Here is a 21,765-nt window from a genome sequence, read left to right as displayed (position 1 = left end):
AGAAGGGGCGCCATGTTGAATGTCGGTTTGACGGGAAGCATTTCCTGCGGAAAATCCACAGTTGCCCGGATGCTTGAGGGAAAGGGCGCATTCATCATTGACTTCGACCGTCTTGCCCATGACGTGGAGGAACCCGATAAGCCTGCCTGGCGGGGAATCGTCGATACCTTCGGTCCGGACGTCCTTCGGGAAGACCGTACCATAGACCGGGCCCGCCTGGGGACTCTGGTTTTTGCCGACCGCCGGAAGCTGGAAAAGCTCAATGAGATCGTTCATCCGGCGGTTTTCGAGGCCTGGCGGCGCAGCGTTGAGGAGATCCGCGGTGTTCGACCCGATGCCATCGTCGTTTCGGATTTTCCACTGCTCATCGAACTGGGGAAGCAGAATGATTATGACGTGATCCTGCTGGTCTATATTCCGCCGCAGGAACAGATTCGCCGCCTCATCCTGAGAAACGGCTACAGTCCCGAAGAGGCGATCCAGCGGGTCAATTCCCAGATGTCCATCGAGGACAAGATTGACTTCGCCGACATCATCGTGAACAATGCCGGTCCCCGGGAACAGACACAGGCGCAGATCGATAAAATCTGGACACAGCTTCTGAAAAAGGAACGACTGCAGAGAAAATCCGCTGCGAGTTCCTTTCAGACAGGAACAATCCATAAAGAACGGGAGGTAGGGTAATGATCGGTAAAAACGTGCTTACAGACTTTTCAGCCAGGGCTTCCGAACCGGTGATCGGGTCTTTCACTTTTGTGCATCCTCTTGCGGCGGTTATCGGGAATGTCATCCTGGGGGACAATATCATGGTTTCCCCCGGGGCGTCCATCCGGGGAGATGAGGGTCAGCCTCTTTATGTGGGCAGTGACTCCAATGTCCAGGACGGGGTGGTCATTCATGCCCTGGAAACGGAACTGGACGGGAAACCCGTAGAGAAGAATCTCGTTGAAGTCGACGGGAAAAAATATGCCGTCTATGTGGGCAATCGAGTTTCCCTGGCCCATCAGGTTCAAGTGCATGGCCCGGCGGTAATTCGGGATGACACCTTCGTGGGGATGAAATCGCTGGTTTTCAAGTCCTATGTGGGCAGCAACTGCGTGATTGAACCGGGGGTTCTTCTCATGGGGGTCACTGTGGCGGACGGACGGTATGTGCCTGCCGGATCTGTCGTCAAGACGCAGGAACAGGCGGATGCCCTCCCGGTCATTACGGACGATTACCCCATGAAAGAAATGAACAAGGGGGTACTGCACGTAAACAAGGCCCTGGCCAGAGGTTACCTGGCGGCGGGTTCCTGACGGCTGCAGGGATAGCCTCGACTCCTGATTTCGCTCAGCGGGGGGATTCCTTTTCGTCCCCCCAGCTGAAGACTCACCTGAGCCGCCGCCCAGGCGGCAAAATCAAGACACGTTTCGTAATTCCACCCCTGAACCAACCCGAAGATAAATCCGGCATGAAAGACATCTCCGCAGCCCGTTGTGTCAACGGCGTTTACGGGGTATGCGCTTTTCCGTATCGTCGTGTTTCCATGGAGAGCAACATAACCGGCCGCACCCAGCGTAACGGCGACGAGTTTGGGACCCTGCTTGAGCAGAAAAGAACAGGCGTCCAAGGGGTCCGAATTTCCCGTCAACCGGCGGGCGAAGGTTTCCGAGGCGATGAAATAATCGCTCAAACCGGCAAGCTCCAGCATTCCTTCACGAAGGGTGCCGGCATCGACGACCACAGCCACTCCAGCCTGTCGGGCAATACGGCAGGCCTGAAGGGAGGCTTCGATGAAAAGTCCGTCAGTATGCAGCACGTCGGATTTGCGGATCTGTTCCTGGGGGATTTCCCAGGGCTGGAGAGGGATGCCCGTGGGGCGCTGCCAGAAGATGGTCCTCCGTCCGGTGTCCGGCTCGACGGTGATAAAGGCAAATTGAGAGGCGCTGTTCCGTCGGACCAGCAAGTTTGACGTGTCGATGCCCTCATTGCGGAGGGAGGTTTCAATGGCCTGTCCAAAAGCATCGTCACCGATTATCCCGGCAAAGGAACAGCGCATCCCCCAGCGGGAAAGGGCCACAAGCGCGGTGGCAACGGGTCCGCCTCCCTGAATGACTAACCCGGAAAATTCACATTTGACATCGGGGGGTGGATAGGCGGGAATCCGACCGAGGTAATCCAGGGAACACTGTCCTATACCGCAGATCAGAGGAGGTGATGTGAAAATTCTGTTTTCCATCGTCGTCTCCGGAGAAATCCTTTTTTATTTCCCGACCCGGGCAGATTTAACGGAAAGCGCCGGCGGGGTGAAAATTTGATGCCGCCGGTTTCGAAGACCGGTGAAACGAATCCCGAAACCGATGGCGACCCTACTACACATTTTGAGAAATCTCAATTTCACAGGGGCTAGTCAACTTGTCGCAGCGGCGAACATTCCGGACTCAGCCAGATAGGTCTTGACTCTGAAAACATGAACTGTTAGACGTCTTTTTTTGATCATCACTTCATCACTGTTCCAAATCAACAGGTATTTTGAGACTCTAAACGGCGACGTTTCAGCGGTAAACAATATCGAGGAGGGAGATATGGCGGCGATAATCATTCGGGGCAGTGACATTGCCCAGGAAATCCGGGAAGATTTGAAGAAAGAGGCGGCCTGGCTGAAAGCCTATGGGGTGGTTCCGGGACTGGTGACGATTCTGGTCGGCCAGGACCCCGCCTCCATGAGCTATGTTACGGCCAAACAGAAAACGGCCTGTAAACTGGGCTTCTATTCCCTCCAGGACAGTCAGCCCGGGCATGTATCGGAATCCCTCCTCCTAGATCGGATTGCCCGATATAACAAAGACCCCCGGATTCATGGGATCCTGGTGCAGTTGCCTCTTCCGCCCCATATCGACGAACAGAAAATCCTCTACGCCATCGATCCCGGAAAAGATGTCGACGGATTTCACCCTTACAATGTCGGTAAGCTCATGATCGGGCAGGCGGACTTTCTTCCCTGCACTCCAGCCGGCATTCAGCAGCTCCTGATCCGTTCCGGAATCCAGACCGATGGGGCTGAAGTCGTGGTTGTGGGGCGCTCGAACATTGTCGGCAAACCCATTGCAAACATGCTGCTTCAAAAACAGAAAGGGGCCAATGCCACCGTAACGGTCTGCCATACCGGCACACGGGATGTCGGCGTTCATACCCGCCGGGCGGACATCCTGATTGTCGCTGCAGGCAAGCCGAAAGCAATTACAGCGGACATGGTCAAGGAAGGAGCGGTTGTGATCGATGTCGGCGTAAATCGGGTTGGAGTGACATCGGACGGCAAGGCCAAACTCTGTGGGGATGTGGATTTCGAACCGGTTCGGGAAAAAGCGGGAGCCATCACACCGGTGCCCGGCGGTGTCGGTCCGATGACGATTACCATGCTGATGGTCAATACGCTCAAGGCTGCCCGTCTATCAGCCGGCCTGTAACCGGTTGAGCTGTCCTGTGTTGGAGAGTGGATTTGGAAAATGTTTATGAAAAGTCTCTGAAGGATCCAGCCGTCATGACGGTGACCTGGGAACTGGTTCCCGGCCGGGGGGCTCGGGAAAAGGCTCAGGAAACCGTGATTCTTGAAGCTGAAAAAGCGGTTCGGGGAGGAAAAATATCCGCGATTTCCCTGACGGACAGTCCCGGTGGATTTCCGGCCCTGATGGCGGACTGCCTTGCGAAGGAAATCAAGGCGCTGGGAATTGAACCGCTTGTCCATTTTACCTGCAAGGACAAAAACCGCTGTCAGATTGAAAGCCAGCTCTATGCGCTGGAGAGGGCTGGGGTGCGCAATCTCCTCGTGATGTCCGGTGATTACCCGGTATCGGGTTTCCTTGGGCGTCCCCGGCCGGTCTTTGACCTGGATCCCACTCATGTTCTGGCGCTCATTCAGGACCTGAACAACGGACTGGAATATCCGCTGCCGAAAGGTTCAGGAACACTTCAACCCAGTCATTTTTTTGCCGGGGCGGCTGTATCTCCTTTCAAGGAAACCGAGGCGGAACTTCTCGGGCAATACTATAAACTCGGGAAAAAGATAACCGCCGGCGCCTCCTTTATCGTCACCCAGCTCGGATACGATGTCCGAAAATTTCACGAAATCCTGAAGTATATGGAAATGAAGGGATTCGATGTTCCCCTGGTGGGCAACATCTTTATCCTTACCTATGGCGCGGCCAGGGCAATGAAAAAGAACCGGATTCCGGGGTGTGTCGTGACGGACGAGCTTCTGGCGGAACTGGATCGGGAGCGCGGTCTGCCGGATAAAGGACTGGAAGCGCGGTTGTTGCGGGCGGCGAAGATGTATGCCCTGTTAAAGGGACTGGGGTTCAGCGGAGCACATATCGGTGGTCCCCTGGTAACCTGTGAGCAGGTAGAGTCCGTAATTGAAAAAGGCGAGGAACTGAGCGCTTCCTGGCAGGCGCTGATTGCCGAATTTCAGTATTCCCGTCCCGGCGGTTTCTATTATTTTCAAAAGGACCCGGACAGCGGTTTGAATAAGGAAATTCCTGTCGATGTCGACAGCCCCGCCCCTGATGTATCCGGCAAAGGACTGTACCGTTTTTCCGTTTTCTGTCATAACCGTTTTTTTGAGCCGGGAACGAAGGGCTTTGCTTTCATGCATCGGATCGCCCTGACCGTGAAGGATTCCCGGCTGGAAAAGCCGCTGCACAAACTGGAATACCTTTTGAAGACTCTGCTGTATGGTTGTCGCGACTGCGGCGACTGCGCCCTGGTCGATACGGCCTTTCTCTGCCCCATGTCCCAGTGTCCCAAACAGCAGCGCAATGGTCCCTGCGGGGGAAGTCATCAGGGGTGGTGTGAAGTTTATCCTGACCGGAGGAAGTGTATCTACGTCAAGGCTTATGCCCGGTTGAAGGCCGATCGGCAGGAAAGCCGATTGGAAACTCTTCAGGTGCCGCCCTGCAACTGGGACCTGGATTCGTCTTCGGCCTGGTTGAATTATTTTCTGGGGAAGGATCACACGTCAAGGCGCCTGGGAATTGGAAAAGAAAACGTCAAGCCGGGGAATCCCGGATAAGGTTTCCAGAAGATCCACGATGGCAATGGGGTTAACTCGACTCGTCCCGGGAAAGATAAAACGTTTCAGACCGTTCGTCTATGGATCGGATAAAGCATGCCCGCGGACCTTTCATTTAAGAGCTGATGAAGGCGGTCAGGGCGAGTTGTTTCTCCCCTGGCCGTCTCCATCAAAAGACCTTTCCGTGAAGCTGTTGTTGAAGGCTGAAGAATTGACGCGCCTCCTGATGTATGAGGGGATGCTTTGCTCAGGGGGCTGTTTCCCGGGCAATTGGCCATTCTTCCCGTTCTTCAAGAACTTCCCGGAAGACGGCAAGCGCCTCGTTGACAGCGGGCATGCCCGCGTAGGGGGCCATCTGAAAGAAAATCTCTGTCAGTTTCCTGGGGTCGCATCCCACATTCAGAGCTGCATTCACATGGAGCTTCAGTTCGTCCGTCGCCCGAATTGCTCCTAAAATGGCGCAGGCGGCCATCTGCCGCTCCGGCAGGGTCAGCACCGTACGGGAGTACAGATTTCCCGTGATAAACATGGAGAAATCATTGGCCAGCTCACGGTCGAAAGCTTTCCATGTCAGGTAAGGTGGATCCATCTTGACCCCTTTGCCGAAGAGTTTTTTCGCGGTTTCCTGTGTTCTGTTTCTGATCGCTTCCTCATCCAATGTTAAAATTGCTCCTTTCTGCCGAGTTTGCTTTTCCGGATCTTTAAACTGCCGGGATTCCGGAAACGATGTGCCGGTGTGGCCGGTCATTTAACCAGGTACAGGTCTCTGTCCTTATCCTGAAGGTAGATGTGCTGATATCCGTCTTTTTTCTGCGCCTTGTCATACGCGCTTTCGCCTTCGCGGCGGCACTCACGACAGGCGTTCCAGGGGATTGTCACGGCGAAGATATGGTTTCCCAGATCAGAACGGGAGTTGACCATTACAACGCCGCCGCAATCGCTGCATATCCGGACGATCGTTTCCTGCTGTTCGCTGATGCCGTCCGTATCGTAATAGACCCCTTTTCGGCGTTTCATATATTTTGCATCGCCGATCATCCTTTCCCGCAGTTCATTCCGACGCGACCAGAGCTCATAAATCTCTTCCGCCTCCTGTGCTACCTGGCTGGAGATCTCCTCCGACTGCCTGAACCGCGACGGGTCGTATTCCGGCTCTCGAACATGACTGTAATCTAGACCGGCCATCGCCAGGATGATGCCCACATTGACATAGGGAAGCGCCTTCTCGATAGAGTAGCCGCCCTCCAGGACGGCAATATCCGGGGACAGTCGATCGTTCAGTATGGCGTAACCTTGTGCGCTGAAGCGCATGTCCGTGATCGGGTCTGAAAAATGATTGTCCTGACCGGCCGAATTGATGATCAGATCCGGCTTGAATTCAGAAAGAATGGGCAGGATGGCCTTGTCCAGGACATGAAGAAACCCCTCATCGGAGGTTCTGGGAGGCAGGGGAATATTCAGGGTGGTTCCCAGGGCGTTTGGCCCGCCGAACTCTTCATGAAAGCCGGAACCTGGGTACAGGGTCCGACCGTCCTGATGGATGGAGATGCACAGCGTATCAGGATCGTTCCAGTAAATGTCCTGGGTGCCGTCGCCATGGTGGCAGTCCGTATCCACGACGGCAATCCGCCGGTGACCGTAATGGTGCCGGATGTATTCGATCATGATGGCTTCCATGTTGACATTGCAGAACCCTCTCGCTCCGTGAACGACAAGCATGGCGTGATGTCCCGGAGGGCGGACAAGGGCAAAGGCGTTATCCACCTCTTTGTTCATGACCTTCTCCGCTGCGGTGATCGCCCCGCCGGCTGCAATCAGATGAGACTCCGTCGTTACGGCACGGGCATCGGGAACGCAGAAATGAACGCGGTTGATGTCCGAGTAGGAAGCGATGGAGGGTTTATACTCAATAATGTTTTCCAGATCAAGAAGGCCTTCTTCAAAAACCTGATCCTGGGTATAGAGCAGGCGTTCTTCTCTTTCCGGATGAGTAGGCGAAATGGCCCAGTCAAAAGCCGGGAAGAAAATCAAACCGGTTTTCCGTGCTTTTTTCATGACAATTCTCCTGTTTTAAACCCCGCAATAAGACCGGGCTTGACCTGCAGTTTGACGCGAATATTTTTCCCTGTCATATAGAAATCTCTGACCATGTTGAATTCCTGATCTTCAATGACTTCAATTTCCAGATCCTCCGCCCGCGCGCCGAGGCGCAGGGCTCTTTCCCTGAGCATGCGCCTGCCGGTTTCAATGGCATCTTCTCTGGTAAAGCGGGAGGGAAGCTTTTCCTGGATGCCTTCCTCGCCGATGGTCATTGTTCCCTGTTCGGTATCGGCGAGAATCGTCAGTTCGGCGGTCGTTCGGGCCAGGGCGGTTCCGATGGCGTTGGCCACTTCATAGTAGGAAGGGACGCAGACAGGACATCCCAGCAGTTGCCCCAGACGGGTGGACATGGGTTTCGCCGGCCCGCCGATAATATAAAGGATTTTGGGGGATATTTTTTTACCTTCCAGGAGCTCATGGATGGTATAGACCGGCTGATTGTTGATTTCTTCGATGACAGAATGGACATGGAGCGCAATTTTTTCGCAGGTATTCTCAAAGATGATTTCTGCCGCTTCCTGTACCGTAATCCCCATGATCTCAGCGATGCTCTGAACGGCCTTTTCGGCCTTTGAACGGTTGCCGATGTCGGTCAAGCCAAGGAAAATCATGGCATCCGTAGGGGTCGGGCAGGGTCCGTCAAAGGCAGCGGCTGGGCCTTTTCGTTCGGGCCCAATGAGAATTTGACCGTCTTTGACATATACCATACTGTCGCCGCCGATTCCCACAGGCTTTGAACGAAGCCCCCGGATCAGCGTCTTGTGATTTTCCATTGTGACCCCGAAAGCCTCGAGAAGGGGGACGCCATCGGCAAAAACGGCGATGTCCGTCGTGGTGCCGCCGATGTCCAGGGCAATGGCATCATTTTTGTTATCCGGCGTCATGCTGAGAATGCCCATGATGCTGGCGGCAGGTCCGGACAGGATGGTGTAAACCGGAAACTCAACGGAGTGTTGGATTTCAAACGTGCCGCCATCTGCTTTCAGAATGTAAACAGGAACGGAAAGCCCCAATCCCTGAAAAAAAGAAATGACCTGCCGGACAAAAGATGAATAGCGCTCCCAGACGGCTTCATTCAGATAGGTCGTGGCAACGCGTCTCGGGAAATTGAGATGGCCGGACATCCGGTGGCCTAAGGAAACATGATCAAGACCGTTGTGGATGCTCTTTTCTACCTGTAGTTCCTGATTCGGGTTGCGGGTCGAAAATTTGCCGACAATGCCGACATGTTTTAATCCCTTCCGCAGGAACTCTTCATGAAATCGGGTAACTTCAGCCGGATCAATGGGTGCCGTTTCTATGCCGCGATGATTGACATAGCCGGACAGAAAACGGGTGTTGCCTCCGATTTCAAAATGCGATGGAGAAAGACCGGGGCCACTGATGACCAGAAGCCCGACGGGATCCACTTTGTTCTGTACAATGGCGTTGGTGGAAAGTGTTGTGCTGAGCACAATGCGCTGGATTTTTTCAAGGGATTCGCCTTTCAGCAGGTCTTGTGCGATTCCGGATAGTGAATCCACGATGCGATCCGGAGAAGTGGTGACTTTGGCCGTTTTTCGAATCCGACCGGATTCTATCAGAACGGCGTCCGTATGCGTTCCTCCAACGTCAATGCCGAGAATCATTGGGATACCTCGCTCCTGTGTAATGAAAAATAACTCATTTCATATACTGGTAATTTTTTGTCTTGACAAGGCAAAAAAAAGGCGTATGTTTCCGTCTCAAATGCATTCGAATATTTAATGATTAGTGGTTGGAGATGATCGAAAGGAGGTGACATTCGATGAAGAAACTATTAGTGCTCGTTATCACGGCGGTTTTCTTTGCAGCGTTATCCTTTGCAGTCGTTGGTTGTAAGAAGGCTGAAGAGCAGAAGCCTGAGGAAGCTGTAAAGCAGGAAGCCCCGGCCCCGGCTCCCGTAGCGCCAGCAGCGCCTGCTCCAGCACCTGAAGCGGCTCCGGCTCCGGCAGCGCCTGCACCGGCACCCGCTCCGGAAGCAGCTCCGGCACCAGCACCGGCAAAGTAATATGATCGAAAGATAGTAGGATTGGAAAAAAACTGAAAGGAGGTGATACCTAAATGAAGAGGATTTTATCCGTTCTGTTTTCAGCGCTTTTCTTTGTGACGTTATCCTTTGCAGTCGTTGGTTGCAAGAAAGCTGAGGAGCAGAAGCCTGAGGAAGCTGTAAAGCAGGAAGCCCCGGCCCCGGCCCCGGCAGAGCCCGCAGCGCCAGCTCCGGCTCCGGCCCCGGCAGCGCCCGAAGCAGCGCCTGCACCGGCACCCGCTCCGGAAGCAGCTCCGGCACCAGCTCCGGCAAAGTAATTTTATAGAAAATCATGAAGGAAAGAACCGACCGGATATTTGAGGTTTATCTCAAGTATCCGGTTTGTTTTTTGAGCCCAGTTTCTCCGTCATTTTCTTGCCATTTTCCCTGCCTGTTTGAATGTTTCTCTGGTAGCCGATTCATCCCTATCCGATGATTGTATTTTTTCTGCATTGAAATCATTTGTAAATTAATTTGATCCAGAGAACTGTTTCGTGCTAAAAATAAGAAAAATATTGATGTGTAGAGTCGATCCCTGAACAGTTTCTGTCTCAGGAATCGTTAAAGTGGACTACAAAGCGGATTGAAGAATGAAGAAAAGGAGGAAGTCATGTTCGACAGGGATAACGATTTCATTACAGGGCTACTCGTCGGAGGGTTGGCAGGCATTCTTATTGGTATTCTCTGTGCTCCTAAAAGCGGAAGAGAGACACGGGAGGAGATTGGAAGGAGAACAGAGGACTTGATGGCGAAGGCTAAGGATGAGTATGATCAGGCTGTGGAAAAGAGCAGAAAAGCGTATGAAACTGCAGTTAAGGCTATTGCGGATGTGAAGAGAGCAGCCGGGGAGAAGGCTGCTGATGTTGAACAGGCAGCGACAGAGCTTGCGGAACGAAGCAAAGAAACCTTGCAGGAGGGAACAAGCCGGTTCAAAAAAGCTGTTGATGCGGGGCTGGATGCGTATCGGCATGAGAAAGAAAATCCATCGGCTTAAATGTGCTGTATTCATGAAAACGGAGCGATTGCATGAATCAGGAGACTATTCTTTATGTTTTGCTGGGATTTCTTCTTCTGTTGGTTATTCTCGCGGTTCCCTTACTTATTCAGCTCTGGCGGGCAGCGGCGCAAATGGCTGTGGCGCTTCGTACATTGAACGAAAGACTGCCTTTGATCTTGAGGAATCTGGAAGAGATCAGCGGTAATGTGAACGGAGCGACAAGGCTCGTGGGTGCGCGTGTTGATGAGCTCTCTTTTGCCTTTCAAAGGATAAATACCATGCTGAATGCCGTTTTGAATGTTGAGCAGATCGTGCGTTCGAAGGTGAGTGGTCCCTTGCCGCGCTTGGTTCACAATGCAAAACCTCTGGCAAAAGGCGCTTATGCCTTCTGGCGTGCCTTAAACAGAAATCCCGGGAATCAGGGTTGATGCGTTGAAAGGTCAAAGTCGGTGAAAGGCGGGTGCGATGTCAGATATTTACCCGCCTTTTTCTTTAATGCCTGAATGAATCCTCTTTTGTTTATCAAGACAATGCAGAAATGATCCCGATCCCGGATCAGGTATGATAACGATGCATGAAGGCTGAGGCGGTGTGGGACCGGGGAGTTGCGAAAAATGCGGCAATAATGTGCATTGATGTGGAATTCGAGCAACAGGAGAGAAGGTCGTATGTCGAAGGTAACGTTTGGCAGTAAATGGGGACGCGTTCGTGTCAAGACGAACAGCAGCAAAATGAATTCCTCAAGAAAGCCGGAAGACGTCGTCAGGGAATTGAAACAGGAATCACAACGGCCCTTTGGTGAAGACTATCGAGAACGGTCATTAATCATCCATGGCCTTATCTGTGCGCGGTGCGGAAGAGAATTTGATGAGGCCAACCGGCATCTGCTGACTGTTCATCACAAAGACGGCAACCACCATAACAATCCGCCTGACGGAAGCAACTGGGAAAATCTCTGCGTATACTGTCATGAGGATGTTCACAGCAGAGAAATCCTGGGGGATTATTTGAATGGATCAAACGGAGAAAAGGAGGTCGGCCTGGTTTATTCAAATGAAAAGACTGAAAAAAAGGGGGATGCAAACCTTGGCGCCCTGGGACAGAAATTGATGAACGCCATGGAAAAAAAGAGAAAGCGCTGAGACTCAAAAAATCATACGAAGAAATCTCAGAAGCTTATTTCAGAATCAATGCCGAGTTATCAGATGTCGTGCTCGTTTTTTCTCCAACCGAGGTTCCGCAATAAATACAAGTATAATCGTATTTTTCTCCATCGGTCAGGATAAGCAGCAGCCTTTTCCTGACGGGAACCGCCCGCCTGCAGTGAGGGCAATAAAGCTCCGTAGCTTCAAAGTCCCGGTAAGCTTCTCCCTGTATGTAATTTCCGTTATCCTTCATCCTTCTAAACATGGCGTATTCTGAAACCCTTTTCTTTTTTAATCATCCCTTTCCGGAATCTGCTTGGCGTTTTTGAGCCAGACGGTCGCTTCACTGTCACTGGGGGCCCTGTAATCACCCCTTGGGGAAAGCGAGCCGCCGGAACCCACCTTCGGGCTGTTGGGTATGCAGGAGCGCTTGAACTGGCTGAGCTTGAAGAATCGCAGAAGATAGATCTGCAGCCAGTGCTTGATCTCGCCGATTGTGTATTCATGTTTTTTTTCTTCCGGGAGATCAGGCCATATGCCTTCTTTTTTATTCCTCCAGGTACAATAGGCTATAAAGGCGATTTTGGTCGGCAGATAACCGAAGCGCGTCGTGTAGAAATTGTTGAAGTCCTGAAGTTCGTATGGACCGATAATCAATTCCGTTTTCTGGGCTGGCTGCTGATTTTCTTCACCGGGAACGAGCTCGGGACTGATTTCTGTCTCCAGAATATCAATAAGAGTTTCCGAAGTTTCCGGAGAAAATTGATTCGACTGCGCCACCCACCGAATCAGATGCTGAATGAGGGTTTTGGGTACGCTCGCGTTTACGCTGTAGTGCGACATGTGATCGCCGACGCCATAGGTGCACCAGCCGAGGGCCAGTTCGCTCAAATCTCCCGTGCCGAGCACCAGGGCGTTCCTCATATTGGCGATCCGGAAAAGGTGGGAGGTCCGTTCCCCCGCCTGAATATTTTCAAAAGTGATGTCGTAAAGCTTCTTCCCTTCAGCAAACGGATGACCGATATCTTTCAGCATCTGGATGCAACTGGGTCGGATGTCGATTTCGTTGGCTTCCACTTCCAGGGCTTTCATAAGCCGGAGAGAATTGGTGTAGGTTTTGTCCGTTGTCGCAAAACCGGGCATGGTGTAGGCCTTAATGCAGGATCTTGGATATCCGAGAAGATCCATCGTCTTTGCGGCGACGATGAGGGCATGGGTTGAATCCAGCCCTCCGGAGATGCCGATCACGACATTTTTTATGCCCGTGGATTCGAGGCGCTTTGACAATCCCTGAACCTGGATATTGTATGACTCATAGCAACGCTGGTCCCGTTTGCTGGGGTCAGCCGGGATGTAGGGAAAACGGGGATACTGCCGTATCAGGAAAATCTTTCCTGATACGGGAGCAATATCGAAGGCGATCCTGCGAAACCGGCAGAGGATATCCTTATGGGTGCGGGCATTCAACCCGAAGGTCGTCAGGCGCATTCGATCCTGAGCCAGCCGGTCCAGATCGACGTCCGCAAAAATAATCTGAGGAACGCGGGAGAACCGTTGTGATTCAGAAAGCAGGTTGCCGTTTTCATAAATCATGGCATGCCCGTCCCAGGCGAGATCTGTGGTGGATTCGCCGGGACCGGCGGCGGCGTAAAGATAAGCCGAAACGCACCGGGCCGACTGATTTGCCGTAAGGCTGTGACGATATTCCGACTTTCCTACCGTTATGTTCGATGCCGACAGATTGGCGATAACCGTTGCCCCAGCCATGGCCGCAAAGCTGGACGGCGGTATGGGAACCCACACATCTTCGCATATCTCAATGAAAAATTTGAAATTTTTGATGTTCTTTACTTCAAAGATCAGATTGGCCCCGAAAGGGATGTCATTCTGAGTACCGAGGTCAATGGATGTGGCGATCGCCTGGTCTGCCGGGCTGAACTGTCTGGCTTCATAAAATTCCCGGTAATTGGGAAGATAGGATTTGACGGCGATGCCAAGGATACGGCCCTGATAAAGGATTACCCCGCAGTTGTAAAGGCGGCAGTCCACCCGGATGGGAGCGCCGACAATGAGAATCAGGTTCAGGGAAGCCGTCTCACGGGCGACCTTGAAGAGGGCGTCATAAACATTCTCCTGCAGAGCGTCCTGATGAAAAAGATCTTCATTGGAGTAAGCCGAGAGATTCAATTCCGGGAACAGAGCGAAGACTGCCTTGCCGGCGGCCGCTTCCTTTGCCATCGAGATGGTTTTTTCCGCGTTGAACTCCGTATCGGCGACGCGGACATCCGGAATGCAGATCGCCGTCCTGATGAAGCCGTGGGAGTATATATTAAAGAAATTTACAGGATCGGAAGGCATAGGCTTCACTCTTTTTCCACGTAGGCATAGGCATTATGATTATGAATGCTTTCAAAGTTTTCCGCTTCAACGCTGTACCAGGTGAGATTGGAATTTTCATTGAGACGTTCCGCGACGTTTCTGACCACATCCTCCACAAACATGGGATTCGCATAGCCCTGTTCCGTCACGTATTTTTCATCCACGCGCTTGAGAAGGGAATAGACCTCGCCGCTGGCTGATGTTTCCACGAGCCGGATGATGTCCTCCAGCCAGAAGAACTTTTTGAATCGGACTTTGACCGTCACATGACTCCGCTGATTGTGGGCGCCCATGCAGCTGATTTCCTTGGAGCAGGGACAGACGGTTGTGACCGGAACCACAACGCCCACGAGAAAATCTTTTTTGTTTTCGGCATTCATGCCGCTGAAAGCACAAATGTAGTCCATCAGACTTTTTGCTCCGGAAACCGGGGCTGTTTTTTCGATGAAATATGGGAACGTGATTTCCATGTGTGCCGATTCTGCTTTGAGTTTATCCCTGACTTTTTCCAGGATGGTATGAAATGTTCGGATGTTGATTTCTCCCCGAAACTCATTGAGGACTTCGATAAAGCGGCTCATGTGCGTTCCCTTGAAATGATGCGGCAGATCGACGTACATGTTTATGGAAGCGTTCACGTGCTGCGTGCCCTTTGCTTTATCCAGAACAACGATGGGATAATTGATGCCTTTGACTCCGACTTTCTGGATGTTGATTTTTCTGTGGTCTTCCAGATTTTGAATATCGATCATAGTCTTATTTCATGCGGAATGTTGATGTCTTCTTTCATGAGAGAATATACGCATAACCATTTTCTGTAGCTTATGATGAAAGCTCTTATACATTATAAGATGACCCCGCACCATATGATAAATAGAAAGATATTACAACGGAAAATCGAAAACAGAAAGCAAAGAAGGGTTTCCGGAAAGGAATGCGGGAACTCTTTTAATCTGTGGATCAGAGGGAGGATCCAGCCGCAGGGGTAACGAAGCGAGCAGAATTGCCGTGAAGGGTATCATTGCTGGAAATTTCAGCGTGTCCATAAACAGATACGCTGAAATTTCCAGGATGTTGAATTTCAGGGAGAAATCCGGTTTCCAGATCAGGCTTCCCTTCCGAATCGTCTTTTAAGGAATAGAAGCCTACTTGTCTTGAAAATTCGCTTTACGCTTTTCAAGAAGCGCCTTCATTCCCTCCAGCTTGTCAGCAGATGCATTGGCAAGGGAGAACGTCAGAACTTCAAAGGCGATACCGCTGCTGATGTCGACATCCTCTGCCGTGTTGATCGCGGATTTGCACAGTTTCAGGCTGACTTTCGGTTTGGACGCCAGTTTCTCCGCCAGGGCGGCCACAGCGGCATCCAGTTCCGCCAGAGGCACGACTTTATTTACGAGGCCGATTCTCTCCGCTGTTGCCGCGTCGATCATGTCGCCCGTAAGGATCAGCTCCTTGGCCCGGGCAGCGCCGACCAGACGGGTCAACCTCTGCGTACCGCCCGCTCCGGGAGTCACACCCAGATTAATTTCCGGCTGACCGAATTTTGCGTTGTCGGCAGCGATTCTAAGGTCACAGGCCATGGCCATTTCGCAGCCGCCTCCAAGGGCGAATCCCTTGATGACGGCAATCGTAGGAAGCGGATTGGCTGCAAAACATTCACAGGCCTTGCGGAAGTTCAGGCTGAAATCGTAGATCTCGACCGGCGTCAAATTAACCATTTCCTTGACGTCGGCGCCGGCGGCGAAAGCCTTGTCTCCGGTGCTGTCCAGAATGATGACCTTGACATTATCGTCGGCTTCGATTTCTCGAGTGGCCGCAATGACATCCCGGAAAACTCCGCTGTTCAGGGGATTCATGGGGGGGCGATTGATCGTTATCGTTGCAATATTACCCTCGATTTTGAGGAGTATCGTTTCATATGCCATGAGATTTTGTCCCCCTGTCACTTAGTACTTGTACCAGCCGGCGCCGTTTTTGCGACCCAGCCTGCCTGATTTCAGCAGCAGTTTGATGGATAGAGGGGGATTCCAGCGGACGTCCATTGTTTCATCGGCTAAATAGTCAAGGATTGATTTGTTGATATCGATGCCGACAAAATCCATCAATTCAAAAGGTCCCATGGGAGCGTTCAGACCCAGCTTGACGGCCTGATCGATATCTTCCATACTGGCGACGCCTTCTTCGTAGAGCTTCATGGCTTCCATGGCAGAGGCCATCATGACTCTGTTGACGACAAAGCCCGGGGCATCCTTTTTGATTTCTACGGTGATCTTGCCCAGCTGCTTGGAAAATTCCTCCGTCGCCTTGAAGGTTTCGTCGGAAGTATAATAACCTCTGATGATTTCAACGAGTTTCATGACCTGGGGAGGATTGAAGAAATGCATGCCGACGACCTTTTCCGGCCGTTTCGTGGCGGCGGCGATTTCAGTCAGGGACATGGATGAGGTATTCGAGGCCAGAATGACTTCAGGCCGTGTAATCGTATCCAGTTTTGAAAAGGCATCCTGCTTGATTTTCAGGTTTTCGATAATGGCCTCAACGATGAAATCGCAGTCGGCAAAGTCTTCCATCTGTACGGTTTTCTTTATTCTTCCGAGAACGGCCTTTGCTTCGTCTTCGGTCATTTTCCCTTTTTTGATGGAGCCGGCCATCAGCTTTTCCATCCGAGCAACACCGCCATCGACAAATTTCATATCAATATCACAAAGAACAACTTCAATGCCTCGTTGAGCAGCTAAATGGGCAATACCCGCGCCCATGGCGCCTGCGCCAAGAACACCCAGTTTTTTCACCTGCATCTGTATAATCCTCCTCTAAGCTGATATTTTAACGGGTTTATACATTTATAGAAATGACGCTGTCAAGGCTTTTATCCGAAAATCGGCGCGGGATGACGCGAAGAGCAAAGAAGGCAGGCACATAATAGAGTGTCTTTCAGGATACAGAAAGGAGTGTAAATATGACCGATATTTTGGTATATATTTCAAGGAAATTTGAAGAGAGACGATGAAGAGGTTCTATCCGATTTGACGGAGTCAAATGCATGGGGATATCCTCGGATAATAAGACTCCGGGTATGAGAAACGGAAACGAATCCCGGAACGGAAACCCGTTTCTCTCCTTAAAAGATTCAAAAAGGTTCAGGGATGTAAGGGAGGAAGGTTGTGTCAAGGGAGCGGGTTAATCGGCGACAGAAAGACATCGCCCGGTTGCTGCGAGAAAAAAAGAGGTTTGTGCCGGACAAGGTGCATAAAAACAGAAAGAAAAAATCCGGATCATGAAATCCGGATTTTTAATGTGTGTTACAGGCAGTCTGAATAATCGTCATGGATAACGGATCAAGGAAATGGATTCCGCGCAGGCTCGTAACTGGACTTTTTTAAATGGAAAAAGCGAGAGCGGGGTCTGGGAACGACTTCAGCAGGCTTGTAGTCAAACACGGAAATCAAACATTATGTAATCGGCAGCTCATGAACTCACATAAGGAATTTGGAAGATGACATCAGAAAACGTGTTTTCTCAAAATGATAAAGAACAGATTGCTTCTATGGGATTGTCTGTTGAACAGGTTATGGAACAGATTCAGATTTTCAGAGAGGGGGCTGTCCCTCTGAAATTGAACCGTCCCTGCACACTCAACGACGGGATCCGGAAGATTGAAGAGGACGAGGGTAAAGCCCTGGCTGAACTCCATGATCAGGGAGCACAGGCCGGCCGGATGATCAAGTTCGTTCCTGCTTCGGGGGCGGCCAGCCGCATGTTCAAGGACTGGTATCGCATCATGGAGGCCGGAGGACTCGAGAATCCGGATCAGAAGGTGGATTTTTTGAGTGATCTGAAAAAATATGCCTTTTTTGAGGACTTGCAGGCTGTGGTTTCCGAAAGTGGACAGAACCTCGAAGAACTCATGGGAGACGGAAAAATCAGCGATATTCTGTCTTATGTATTGACGCCGGCAGGACTGGCTTACGGGGAACTTCCCAAAGCGCTTTTGAAGTTTCATCGATCTCCGGAAGGTGCGCGGGCAGCCATTGAAGAACATCTTGTGGAAGCGGCGCTTTATGTCAAGGATGTCGCGGGAAAATGCCGCGTCCATTTTACGGTTTCAACAGAACATGAAAAGGCGGTTGCCGCTTTTTTAAAACAGATCATCGAGACCTATGAAAAGCGCCTGAAGGTGTCTTTCGATCTGTCCCTTTCCGTCCAGCATGCCTATACCAATACGCTGGCCGTCGATCTGAACGGAGCGCCTTTCCGCAACGAAGATGGTTCCCTCGTATTCCGACCCGGAGGTCATGGAGCCCTGCTGGAAAACCTGAACCAGTTGAACGGTGATATCGTATTTATCAAGAACATCGATAATGTTGTCCCCGATTCTCTGAAGCCGGTGACGATTCTTTACAAAAAGATCCTGGGCGGGTATCTGGTCAAGCTTCAGAAAGACATCTTTGATTATGCGGCCCTGCTTGCCGTAGGCGAAGTCAGTGAGGAGAAACTGGCAGAAATCGTCGAATTCTGCGAAAGGGAGCTGTCCGTTTCATTCCCTGCCTGTTTTTCTGAATGTTCTCTGGCGGAACGGTGTGAGCGGGTTCTCAGCAAACTTGACCGTCCCCTCCGGGTTTGCGGGGTCGTCCGGAACGTGGGTGAACCGGGTGGCGGTCCCTTCTGGGTGGAGGATGAAAGCGGCTTGCTGTCCATTCAGATTGTCGAAGAAATACAGATTGACGGAAAATCCGAACAGCAGCGTTCCCTGTGGAAGGCAGCAACTCATTTTAACCCGGTGGATCTCGTCTGTGGCGTTCGGGATTATCAGTCGCGGAAATATGACTTGAAGCGGTTCGTCAACTCCAGGGCAATTTCCATTGCGAGAAAAACGGAAAAGGGGAGGGATCTGCAGGCTCTGGAATTGCCGGGCTTATGGAACGGCGCCATGGCCAACTGGAATACCGTACTGGTTGAAATCCCCCTTGAAACTTTCAATCCCGTCAAGACGGTCGGTGATCTCCTGAGACCACAACACCAGTGATTCCAAATTCTTATCAAGACGCAATTCATGCGGGTTCGTCGTGAGCGCCTCGACGGTCGTTGATAAACTTATGTGCCGCCAGCGTAACCGGGGCCTTCTCAGCCGCGAAATCATCTTGAGTCGGGAATCAGCTTGAAAGAATAATATCCGAGAAGAGCAGCGGATTAAATTTCAGATCATCCAGCGGGAAATATTCTCCTGAGATGCCGCTGTGACGACTATCTCCCAGGATTGGTTGCCGCTGACGCAGTTTACTGCCACGTTTTCATCCCTGGGGGCATCGCTGTATCTGGCGCAAAGGGCGGCGGCAGACTGCTGCACTTCGGCGTTTCCGCCATCGGGGATCAGGACGGTCGGACCACGGAATGAAACCGTGTAAACCGTGATGTCCCGCGTTTCAGTAAGCCTTTGAATCGCTTCGTTGTCAACGCGGTTTCTTCCAACGACGATCTTCGTTTTTTCATCCAGCCGGAAATGCCGGCCGAATTTCAAAAGTTCAATGTCCCGGATCGTAAAATCCTTTTTATGGTCGAAGAGATCCCTGAGCCTTTTGGTGAACATCGGATCTGTAAGAAGACAGCCCCCTGCCGGAGGGGCATAATCGGATATGCCGTAGTGTTCGGCCAGGCTGATCTGTATTTTTCTTCCCCGACCCTGAATGTCCAGCAGCATCTCCCGGTTGATCTTGCCTTCTCTTTCCGGTTTTGTCTCGGGGAGAAGCTTTGCCGATAACGGCCTGAGGATGTAATCGGCGTAACCGGAATTTTTCGCGACAACACCGAGCATCTGTTTCCCCTGGGACATGGGACGCTGCCCCAGAACCTCTCCGGTAAAGATAAAGTCTGCGCCCAACTCGCTCATCTTGTCCCCGGCGATTTTCAGCATCAGGGTGTGGCAATCGATGCAGGGATTCAGATTTTTCCCATAGCCGTATCGGGGATTCATCAACATTTTCAGATGTTCTTCCGTGATATCCAGGACCTTCAGCGGCAGACCGATTTTCCGGGCGGCGTCGCGGGCCTTGCGGGAACTGAAAAACGGAGTCTCAAAGGTAAGGCCGACAACCTCGATTCCCTGGTCCTGAATGACCTTTACGGCAATAATGCTGTCAAGCCCTCCGGAAAATACGGCAATTCCTTTTACTTTCAATATCTCGCAATCTCCAGTTTCCACGTCTCATGCAGCAGGGTGTAAAGATTTCCATCCAGATCATAATCAATCAGATAGAGAGGGCCGGTCTGGCGGTCAATTCTGAAGGCCGGCAGGGAAATGGTCAATATTGCCTTGCTGCCGTCCTTTGCTGCGATAGAGAATTTATATTGACCGGATGAAAAAGGGGTGTGAAGCACTGACATTATCCGACTGAGGACTTCGTTTCTGGAGAGTGCACTGTCGATGATAACAACCTCTTTTTGCCGCCGGGAGAGAATCTCAACAAGCTCTTTCGACAGTTTCTTTGAGGAAATCAGGAGCTCCCGCTCAGCTGTCCTCAACAGGATATCCGCTTTTACGGAAAGATGGAAGCCATCACCGGCTTTGTCGAAAAGTTCCACTTCCTGGTTTTTCAGAGGGGAGTAACCCAGTTGGACCAGCAGGTTAAAGGTAAAGTCCATTGGATTGTCCGCCGCAAGGGATGGTACTTCAAAAACGGGAGAGCTTTGAGTCGCAGAGGAATTGTAGGAAACTTCCCCGTTCAGGATCTGGGTCAGTTCGTATCCACTCCGCCATGCGTACTGATGGAAACGCGCGGGAAGCAGTTGCGATTTGTCGGAGGCCAGGATGATGCCGTGAAAACGGGGTTTGTTTTCTACAGGTTTTTTCTTTGTCACAAGCCAGTCGAGGTCGATCATGACCTGCGGTTTTTTCTCCAGCATGAGAGGGTTAAGACATTTTGAAGCCGTGTAAGAAGCCGAGGCATTGATCGCCGACTGAAAGATCAAAAATATGTCCCAGGAAGAGCGGACTTTGACGATGTGATAATTCTTCCAGTTCATTTCAATGAGTTTCTGCAGGGATGCCGGTACGCGGTCCGCGAAATCCAGCACAACGGTGCTGCCGTCGTCAAACTCGACAATCGGCATGGCGCTGCAGTCGAGAGTCATCCGTCCCGTTTCCGGCAGGGGGATAAAGTAGTTGCCTCTGCTGATCAGCGTCCCATGGCTTCTGCTGATCAGTTGGCGTAAAAGGTTCATCTCTTTTTGGGGGGGAACAAGGAGTTTCCGTTCAGTCTCTATCTTCGAAGAGTTGCTCTCAGGATTTTCCGGAGAAGCAATTCCGGGGGGGGAATTGATCACATCGGCGGCGGGAAGCAGGATTGTCTGCCCGGTCCGGATGCGGTTCAAGTCAGAAATCCCAGGATTCAGCTGCTGGACCAACCTCAGGGCCTCAGGTAAATCCACCATTTTAACGTGGAGTTGCCGCTTTAGAATCCGGGTGACGGAATCACCCTTCTTTACCTGGTAGGAGACAACCTTCTCCTCCGTAGGGGATGCCGATGAGACCGCTTCTTTTTCAGCGGATACCCTGCCAGGAAGAACAAGGGGCTGCCCGGGATATATCCGGTTGAGATTTTTCAGCTGTGGATTCAGTTGTTTAATCACCAAATAACGACGGGAAGATTTGCCGATAAATTTTTGAGCAATTTTGTCGATGCTGTCTCCCCGCTGGACAACGTATTTTTCCACGTTTCCCCCATAAATCGCGGTTTTCCGGAGATTCAGATGAGCCGTGTCTTCCCTTGCTTCGGATCTGGAGAGGGGGAATAGTGTCAGAACCGTCCAGACGGAAAAAAACCACAAAAATGAGCAAGACTTTTTCATGAATGACCCTCAACCGGCGATCGAAGAACATCCGCGCTGGCGGCATCGATCGTGAAATTCAAGACAGTGCAGGTACATATCGAAAACACCGGGAAAAGTCAATTTCAGAAGCCATGGAGTCCATAACTTCTTGTTTGCAAGATTTATTTAAATGTTATAGGGAAACTGACGGCAGATTGAGGAATTTTCTAAGCTTATATTC

20 protein-coding genes are annotated in these 21,765 nt (G+C 51.4%); 10 read left to right on the top strand and 10 right to left on the bottom strand.

What is annotated here, in order from left to right; all coding sequences use genetic code 11:
* Positions 1-12 precede the first annotated feature (12 nt).
* Positions 13-684, top strand: coding sequence for a dephospho-CoA kinase (gene coaE / locus SYN_RS09230; RefSeq protein ID WP_049749964.1), 672 nt, complete (start codon positions 13-15; stop codon positions 682-684).
* Positions 684-1,298, top strand: a complete 615-nt coding sequence (locus SYN_RS09225) for a carbonic anhydrase (RefSeq protein ID WP_011417830.1) — start codon at positions 684-686, stop codon at positions 1,296-1,298. The genes coaE and SYN_RS09225 overlap by 1 nt, the downstream gene beginning before the upstream one ends.
* On the opposite strand, the gene SYN_RS09220 is transcribed toward SYN_RS09225, so the two are convergent.
* Positions 1,277-2,221, bottom strand: a complete 945-nt coding sequence (locus SYN_RS09220) for a carbohydrate kinase family protein (RefSeq protein WP_011417829.1) — start codon at positions 2,219-2,221, stop codon at positions 1,277-1,279. The genes SYN_RS09225 and SYN_RS09220 overlap by 22 nt on opposite strands.
* Before the next feature lie 346 nt (positions 2,222-2,567).
* On the opposite strand from SYN_RS09220, the gene SYN_RS09215 reads away from it, so the two are divergent.
* Positions 2,568-3,449, top strand: coding sequence for a bifunctional 5,10-methylenetetrahydrofolate dehydrogenase/5,10-methenyltetrahydrofolate cyclohydrolase (locus SYN_RS09215; RefSeq protein ID WP_041584935.1), 882 nt, complete (start codon positions 2,568-2,570; stop codon positions 3,447-3,449).
* 32 nt (positions 3,450-3,481) lie between these two features.
* Complete coding sequence (locus SYN_RS09210) at positions 3,482-5,050, top strand: methylenetetrahydrofolate reductase C-terminal domain-containing protein (protein WP_041584934.1); 1,569 nt, start codon at positions 3,482-3,484, stop codon at positions 5,048-5,050.
* A gap of 247 nt (positions 5,051-5,297) precedes the next feature.
* On the opposite strand, the gene SYN_RS09205 is transcribed toward SYN_RS09210, so the two are convergent.
* The 3 genes from SYN_RS09205 to SYN_RS09195 form a co-directional block, all read right to left on the bottom strand.
* The gene (locus SYN_RS09205) at positions 5,298-5,708 is read right to left on the bottom strand and encodes a carboxymuconolactone decarboxylase family protein (RefSeq protein WP_041585599.1); all 411 of its coding nucleotides are present in this window, start codon (positions 5,706-5,708) and stop codon (positions 5,298-5,300) included.
* Between the two features lie 86 nt (positions 5,709-5,794).
* Positions 5,795-7,105 (bottom strand): histone deacetylase family protein, encoded by a 1,311-nt coding sequence (locus tag SYN_RS09200; RefSeq protein WP_011417825.1) that lies wholly within the window; start codon positions 7,103-7,105, stop codon positions 5,795-5,797.
* Positions 7,102-8,778 (bottom strand): hydantoinase/oxoprolinase family protein, encoded by a 1,677-nt coding sequence (locus tag SYN_RS09195; protein WP_011417824.1) that lies wholly within the window; start codon positions 8,776-8,778, stop codon positions 7,102-7,104. Before SYN_RS09195 ends, SYN_RS09200 begins: the two co-directional genes overlap by 4 nt.
* A 158-nt stretch (positions 8,779-8,936) precedes the next feature.
* On the opposite strand from SYN_RS09195, the gene SYN_RS09190 reads away from it, so the two are divergent.
* The 5 genes from SYN_RS09190 to SYN_RS09170 all read left to right on the top strand — a co-directional run bounded on the left by SYN_RS09190 (position 8,937) and on the right by SYN_RS09170 (position 11,336).
* Complete coding sequence (locus SYN_RS09190) at positions 8,937-9,179, top strand: hypothetical protein (RefSeq protein ID WP_011417823.1); 243 nt, start codon at positions 8,937-8,939, stop codon at positions 9,177-9,179.
* 53 nt (positions 9,180-9,232) lie between these two features.
* Entirely contained in the window at positions 9,233-9,475 is a 243-nt protein-coding gene (locus SYN_RS09185; protein WP_041584933.1) for a hypothetical protein, read from the top strand.
* Between the two features lie 305 nt (positions 9,476-9,780).
* Positions 9,781-10,191: a YtxH domain-containing protein gene (locus SYN_RS09180; RefSeq protein WP_011417822.1), complete on the top strand. Its 411-nt coding sequence runs from the start codon at positions 9,781-9,783 to the stop codon at positions 10,189-10,191.
* A 32-nt stretch (positions 10,192-10,223) separates the two neighbouring features.
* The gene (locus SYN_RS09175) at positions 10,224-10,622 is read left to right on the top strand and encodes a hypothetical protein (protein WP_011417821.1); all 399 of its coding nucleotides are present in this window, start codon (positions 10,224-10,226) and stop codon (positions 10,620-10,622) included.
* 303 nt (positions 10,623-10,925) lie between these two features.
* Positions 10,926-11,336 carry a YajD family HNH nuclease gene (locus SYN_RS09170; RefSeq protein WP_083756528.1) on the top strand — a complete coding sequence of 137 codons (411 nt, stop codon included), beginning with the start codon at positions 10,926-10,928 and terminating at the stop codon, positions 11,334-11,336.
* A gap of 294 nt (positions 11,337-11,630) precedes the next feature.
* Here the strand turns inward: SYN_RS09170 and SYN_RS09160 are convergent, their stop codons facing one another.
* The 4 genes from SYN_RS09160 to SYN_RS09145 form a co-directional block, all read right to left on the bottom strand.
* A complete protein-coding gene (locus tag SYN_RS09160; RefSeq protein ID WP_041584931.1) occupies positions 11,631-13,697 on the bottom strand; it encodes an NAD(+) synthase in 2,067 nt (688 codons plus the stop codon).
* 5 nt (positions 13,698-13,702) lie between these two features.
* Positions 13,703-14,470: a GTP cyclohydrolase FolE2 gene (gene folE2, locus SYN_RS09155; RefSeq protein WP_011417817.1), complete on the bottom strand. Its 768-nt coding sequence runs from the start codon at positions 14,468-14,470 to the stop codon at positions 13,703-13,705.
* A gap of 393 nt (positions 14,471-14,863) precedes the next feature.
* Positions 14,864-15,643 (bottom strand): enoyl-CoA hydratase/isomerase family protein, encoded by a 780-nt coding sequence (locus SYN_RS09150; protein ID WP_041584930.1) that lies wholly within the window; start codon positions 15,641-15,643, stop codon positions 14,864-14,866.
* Between the two features lie 21 nt (positions 15,644-15,664).
* On the bottom strand, positions 15,665-16,516 hold the full coding sequence (locus SYN_RS09145; RefSeq protein ID WP_011417814.1) for a 3-hydroxyacyl-CoA dehydrogenase family protein: 852 nt from the start codon (positions 16,514-16,516) through the stop codon (positions 15,665-15,667).
* Positions 16,517-17,214: 698 nt separating this feature from the next.
* Between SYN_RS09145 and SYN_RS09140 the strand changes: the two genes are divergently transcribed.
* Positions 17,215-18,744: a DUF4301 family protein gene (locus SYN_RS09140; RefSeq protein WP_011417812.1), complete on the top strand. Its 1,530-nt coding sequence runs from the start codon at positions 17,215-17,217 to the stop codon at positions 18,742-18,744.
* A gap of 171 nt (positions 18,745-18,915) precedes the next feature.
* Here SYN_RS09140 and SYN_RS09135 read toward each other — a convergent pair whose 3' ends face one another.
* Positions 18,916-19,893, bottom strand: a complete 978-nt coding sequence (locus tag SYN_RS09135; RefSeq protein ID WP_202943546.1) for a tRNA 4-thiouridine(8) synthase ThiI — start codon at positions 19,891-19,893, stop codon at positions 18,916-18,918.
* A complete protein-coding gene (locus SYN_RS09130; protein ID WP_011417810.1) occupies positions 19,890-21,563 on the bottom strand; it encodes a LysM peptidoglycan-binding domain-containing protein in 1,674 nt (557 codons plus the stop codon). The genes SYN_RS09135 and SYN_RS09130 overlap by 4 nt, the downstream gene beginning before the upstream one ends.
* Positions 21,564-21,765 lie beyond the last annotated feature (202 nt).

The sequence above is a fragment of the Syntrophus aciditrophicus SB genome (assembly GCF_000013405.1).
Classification (GTDB): domain Bacteria; phylum Desulfobacterota; class Syntrophia; order Syntrophales; family Syntrophaceae; genus Syntrophus; species Syntrophus aciditrophicus.
The sequence above is the reverse complement of the archived record's forward strand: the minus strand, read 5'-3'. Positions and strand labels throughout refer to the sequence as shown.

Bases quoted from the DNA above. Each gene is read 5' to 3' on its own strand.
- coaE (WP_049749964.1), top strand. From the start codon at position 13: ATGTTGAATGTCGGTTTGACGGGAAGCATTTCCTGCGGAAAATCCACA.
- SYN_RS09225 (WP_011417830.1), top strand. From the start codon at position 684: ATGATCGGTAAAAACGTGCTTACAGACTTTTCAGCCAGGGCTTCCGAA.
- SYN_RS09220 (WP_011417829.1), bottom strand. From the start codon at position 2,221: ATGGAAAACAGAATTTTCACATCACCTCCTCTGATCTGCGGTATAGGA.
- SYN_RS09215 (WP_041584935.1), top strand. From the start codon at position 2,568: ATGGCGGCGATAATCATTCGGGGCAGTGACATTGCCCAGGAAATCCGG.
- SYN_RS09200 (WP_011417825.1), bottom strand. From the start codon at position 7,105: ATGAAAAAAGCACGGAAAACCGGTTTGATTTTCTTCCCGGCTTTTGAC.
- SYN_RS09195 (WP_011417824.1), bottom strand. From the start codon at position 8,778: ATGATTCTCGGCATTGACGTTGGAGGAACGCATACGGACGCCGTTCTG.
- SYN_RS09190 (WP_011417823.1), top strand. From the start codon at position 8,937: ATGAAGAAACTATTAGTGCTCGTTATCACGGCGGTTTTCTTTGCAGCG.
- SYN_RS09185 (WP_041584933.1), top strand. From the start codon at position 9,233: ATGAAGAGGATTTTATCCGTTCTGTTTTCAGCGCTTTTCTTTGTGACG.
- SYN_RS09175 (WP_011417821.1), top strand. From the start codon at position 10,224: ATGAATCAGGAGACTATTCTTTATGTTTTGCTGGGATTTCTTCTTCTG.
- SYN_RS09170 (WP_083756528.1), top strand. From the start codon at position 10,926: ATGAATTCCTCAAGAAAGCCGGAAGACGTCGTCAGGGAATTGAAACAG.
- SYN_RS09160 (WP_041584931.1), bottom strand. From the start codon at position 13,697: ATGCCTTCCGATCCTGTAAATTTCTTTAATATATACTCCCACGGCTTC.
- folE2 (WP_011417817.1), bottom strand. From the start codon at position 14,470: ATGATCGATATTCAAAATCTGGAAGACCACAGAAAAATCAACATCCAG.
- SYN_RS09150 (WP_041584930.1), bottom strand. From the start codon at position 15,643: ATGGCATATGAAACGATACTCCTCAAAATCGAGGGTAATATTGCAACG.
- SYN_RS09145 (WP_011417814.1), bottom strand. From the start codon at position 16,516: ATGCAGGTGAAAAAACTGGGTGTTCTTGGCGCAGGCGCCATGGGCGCG.
- SYN_RS09140 (WP_011417812.1), top strand. From the start codon at position 17,215: ATGACATCAGAAAACGTGTTTTCTCAAAATGATAAAGAACAGATTGCT.
- SYN_RS09130 (WP_011417810.1), bottom strand. From the start codon at position 21,563: ATGAAAAAGTCTTGCTCATTTTTGTGGTTTTTTTCCGTCTGGACGGTT.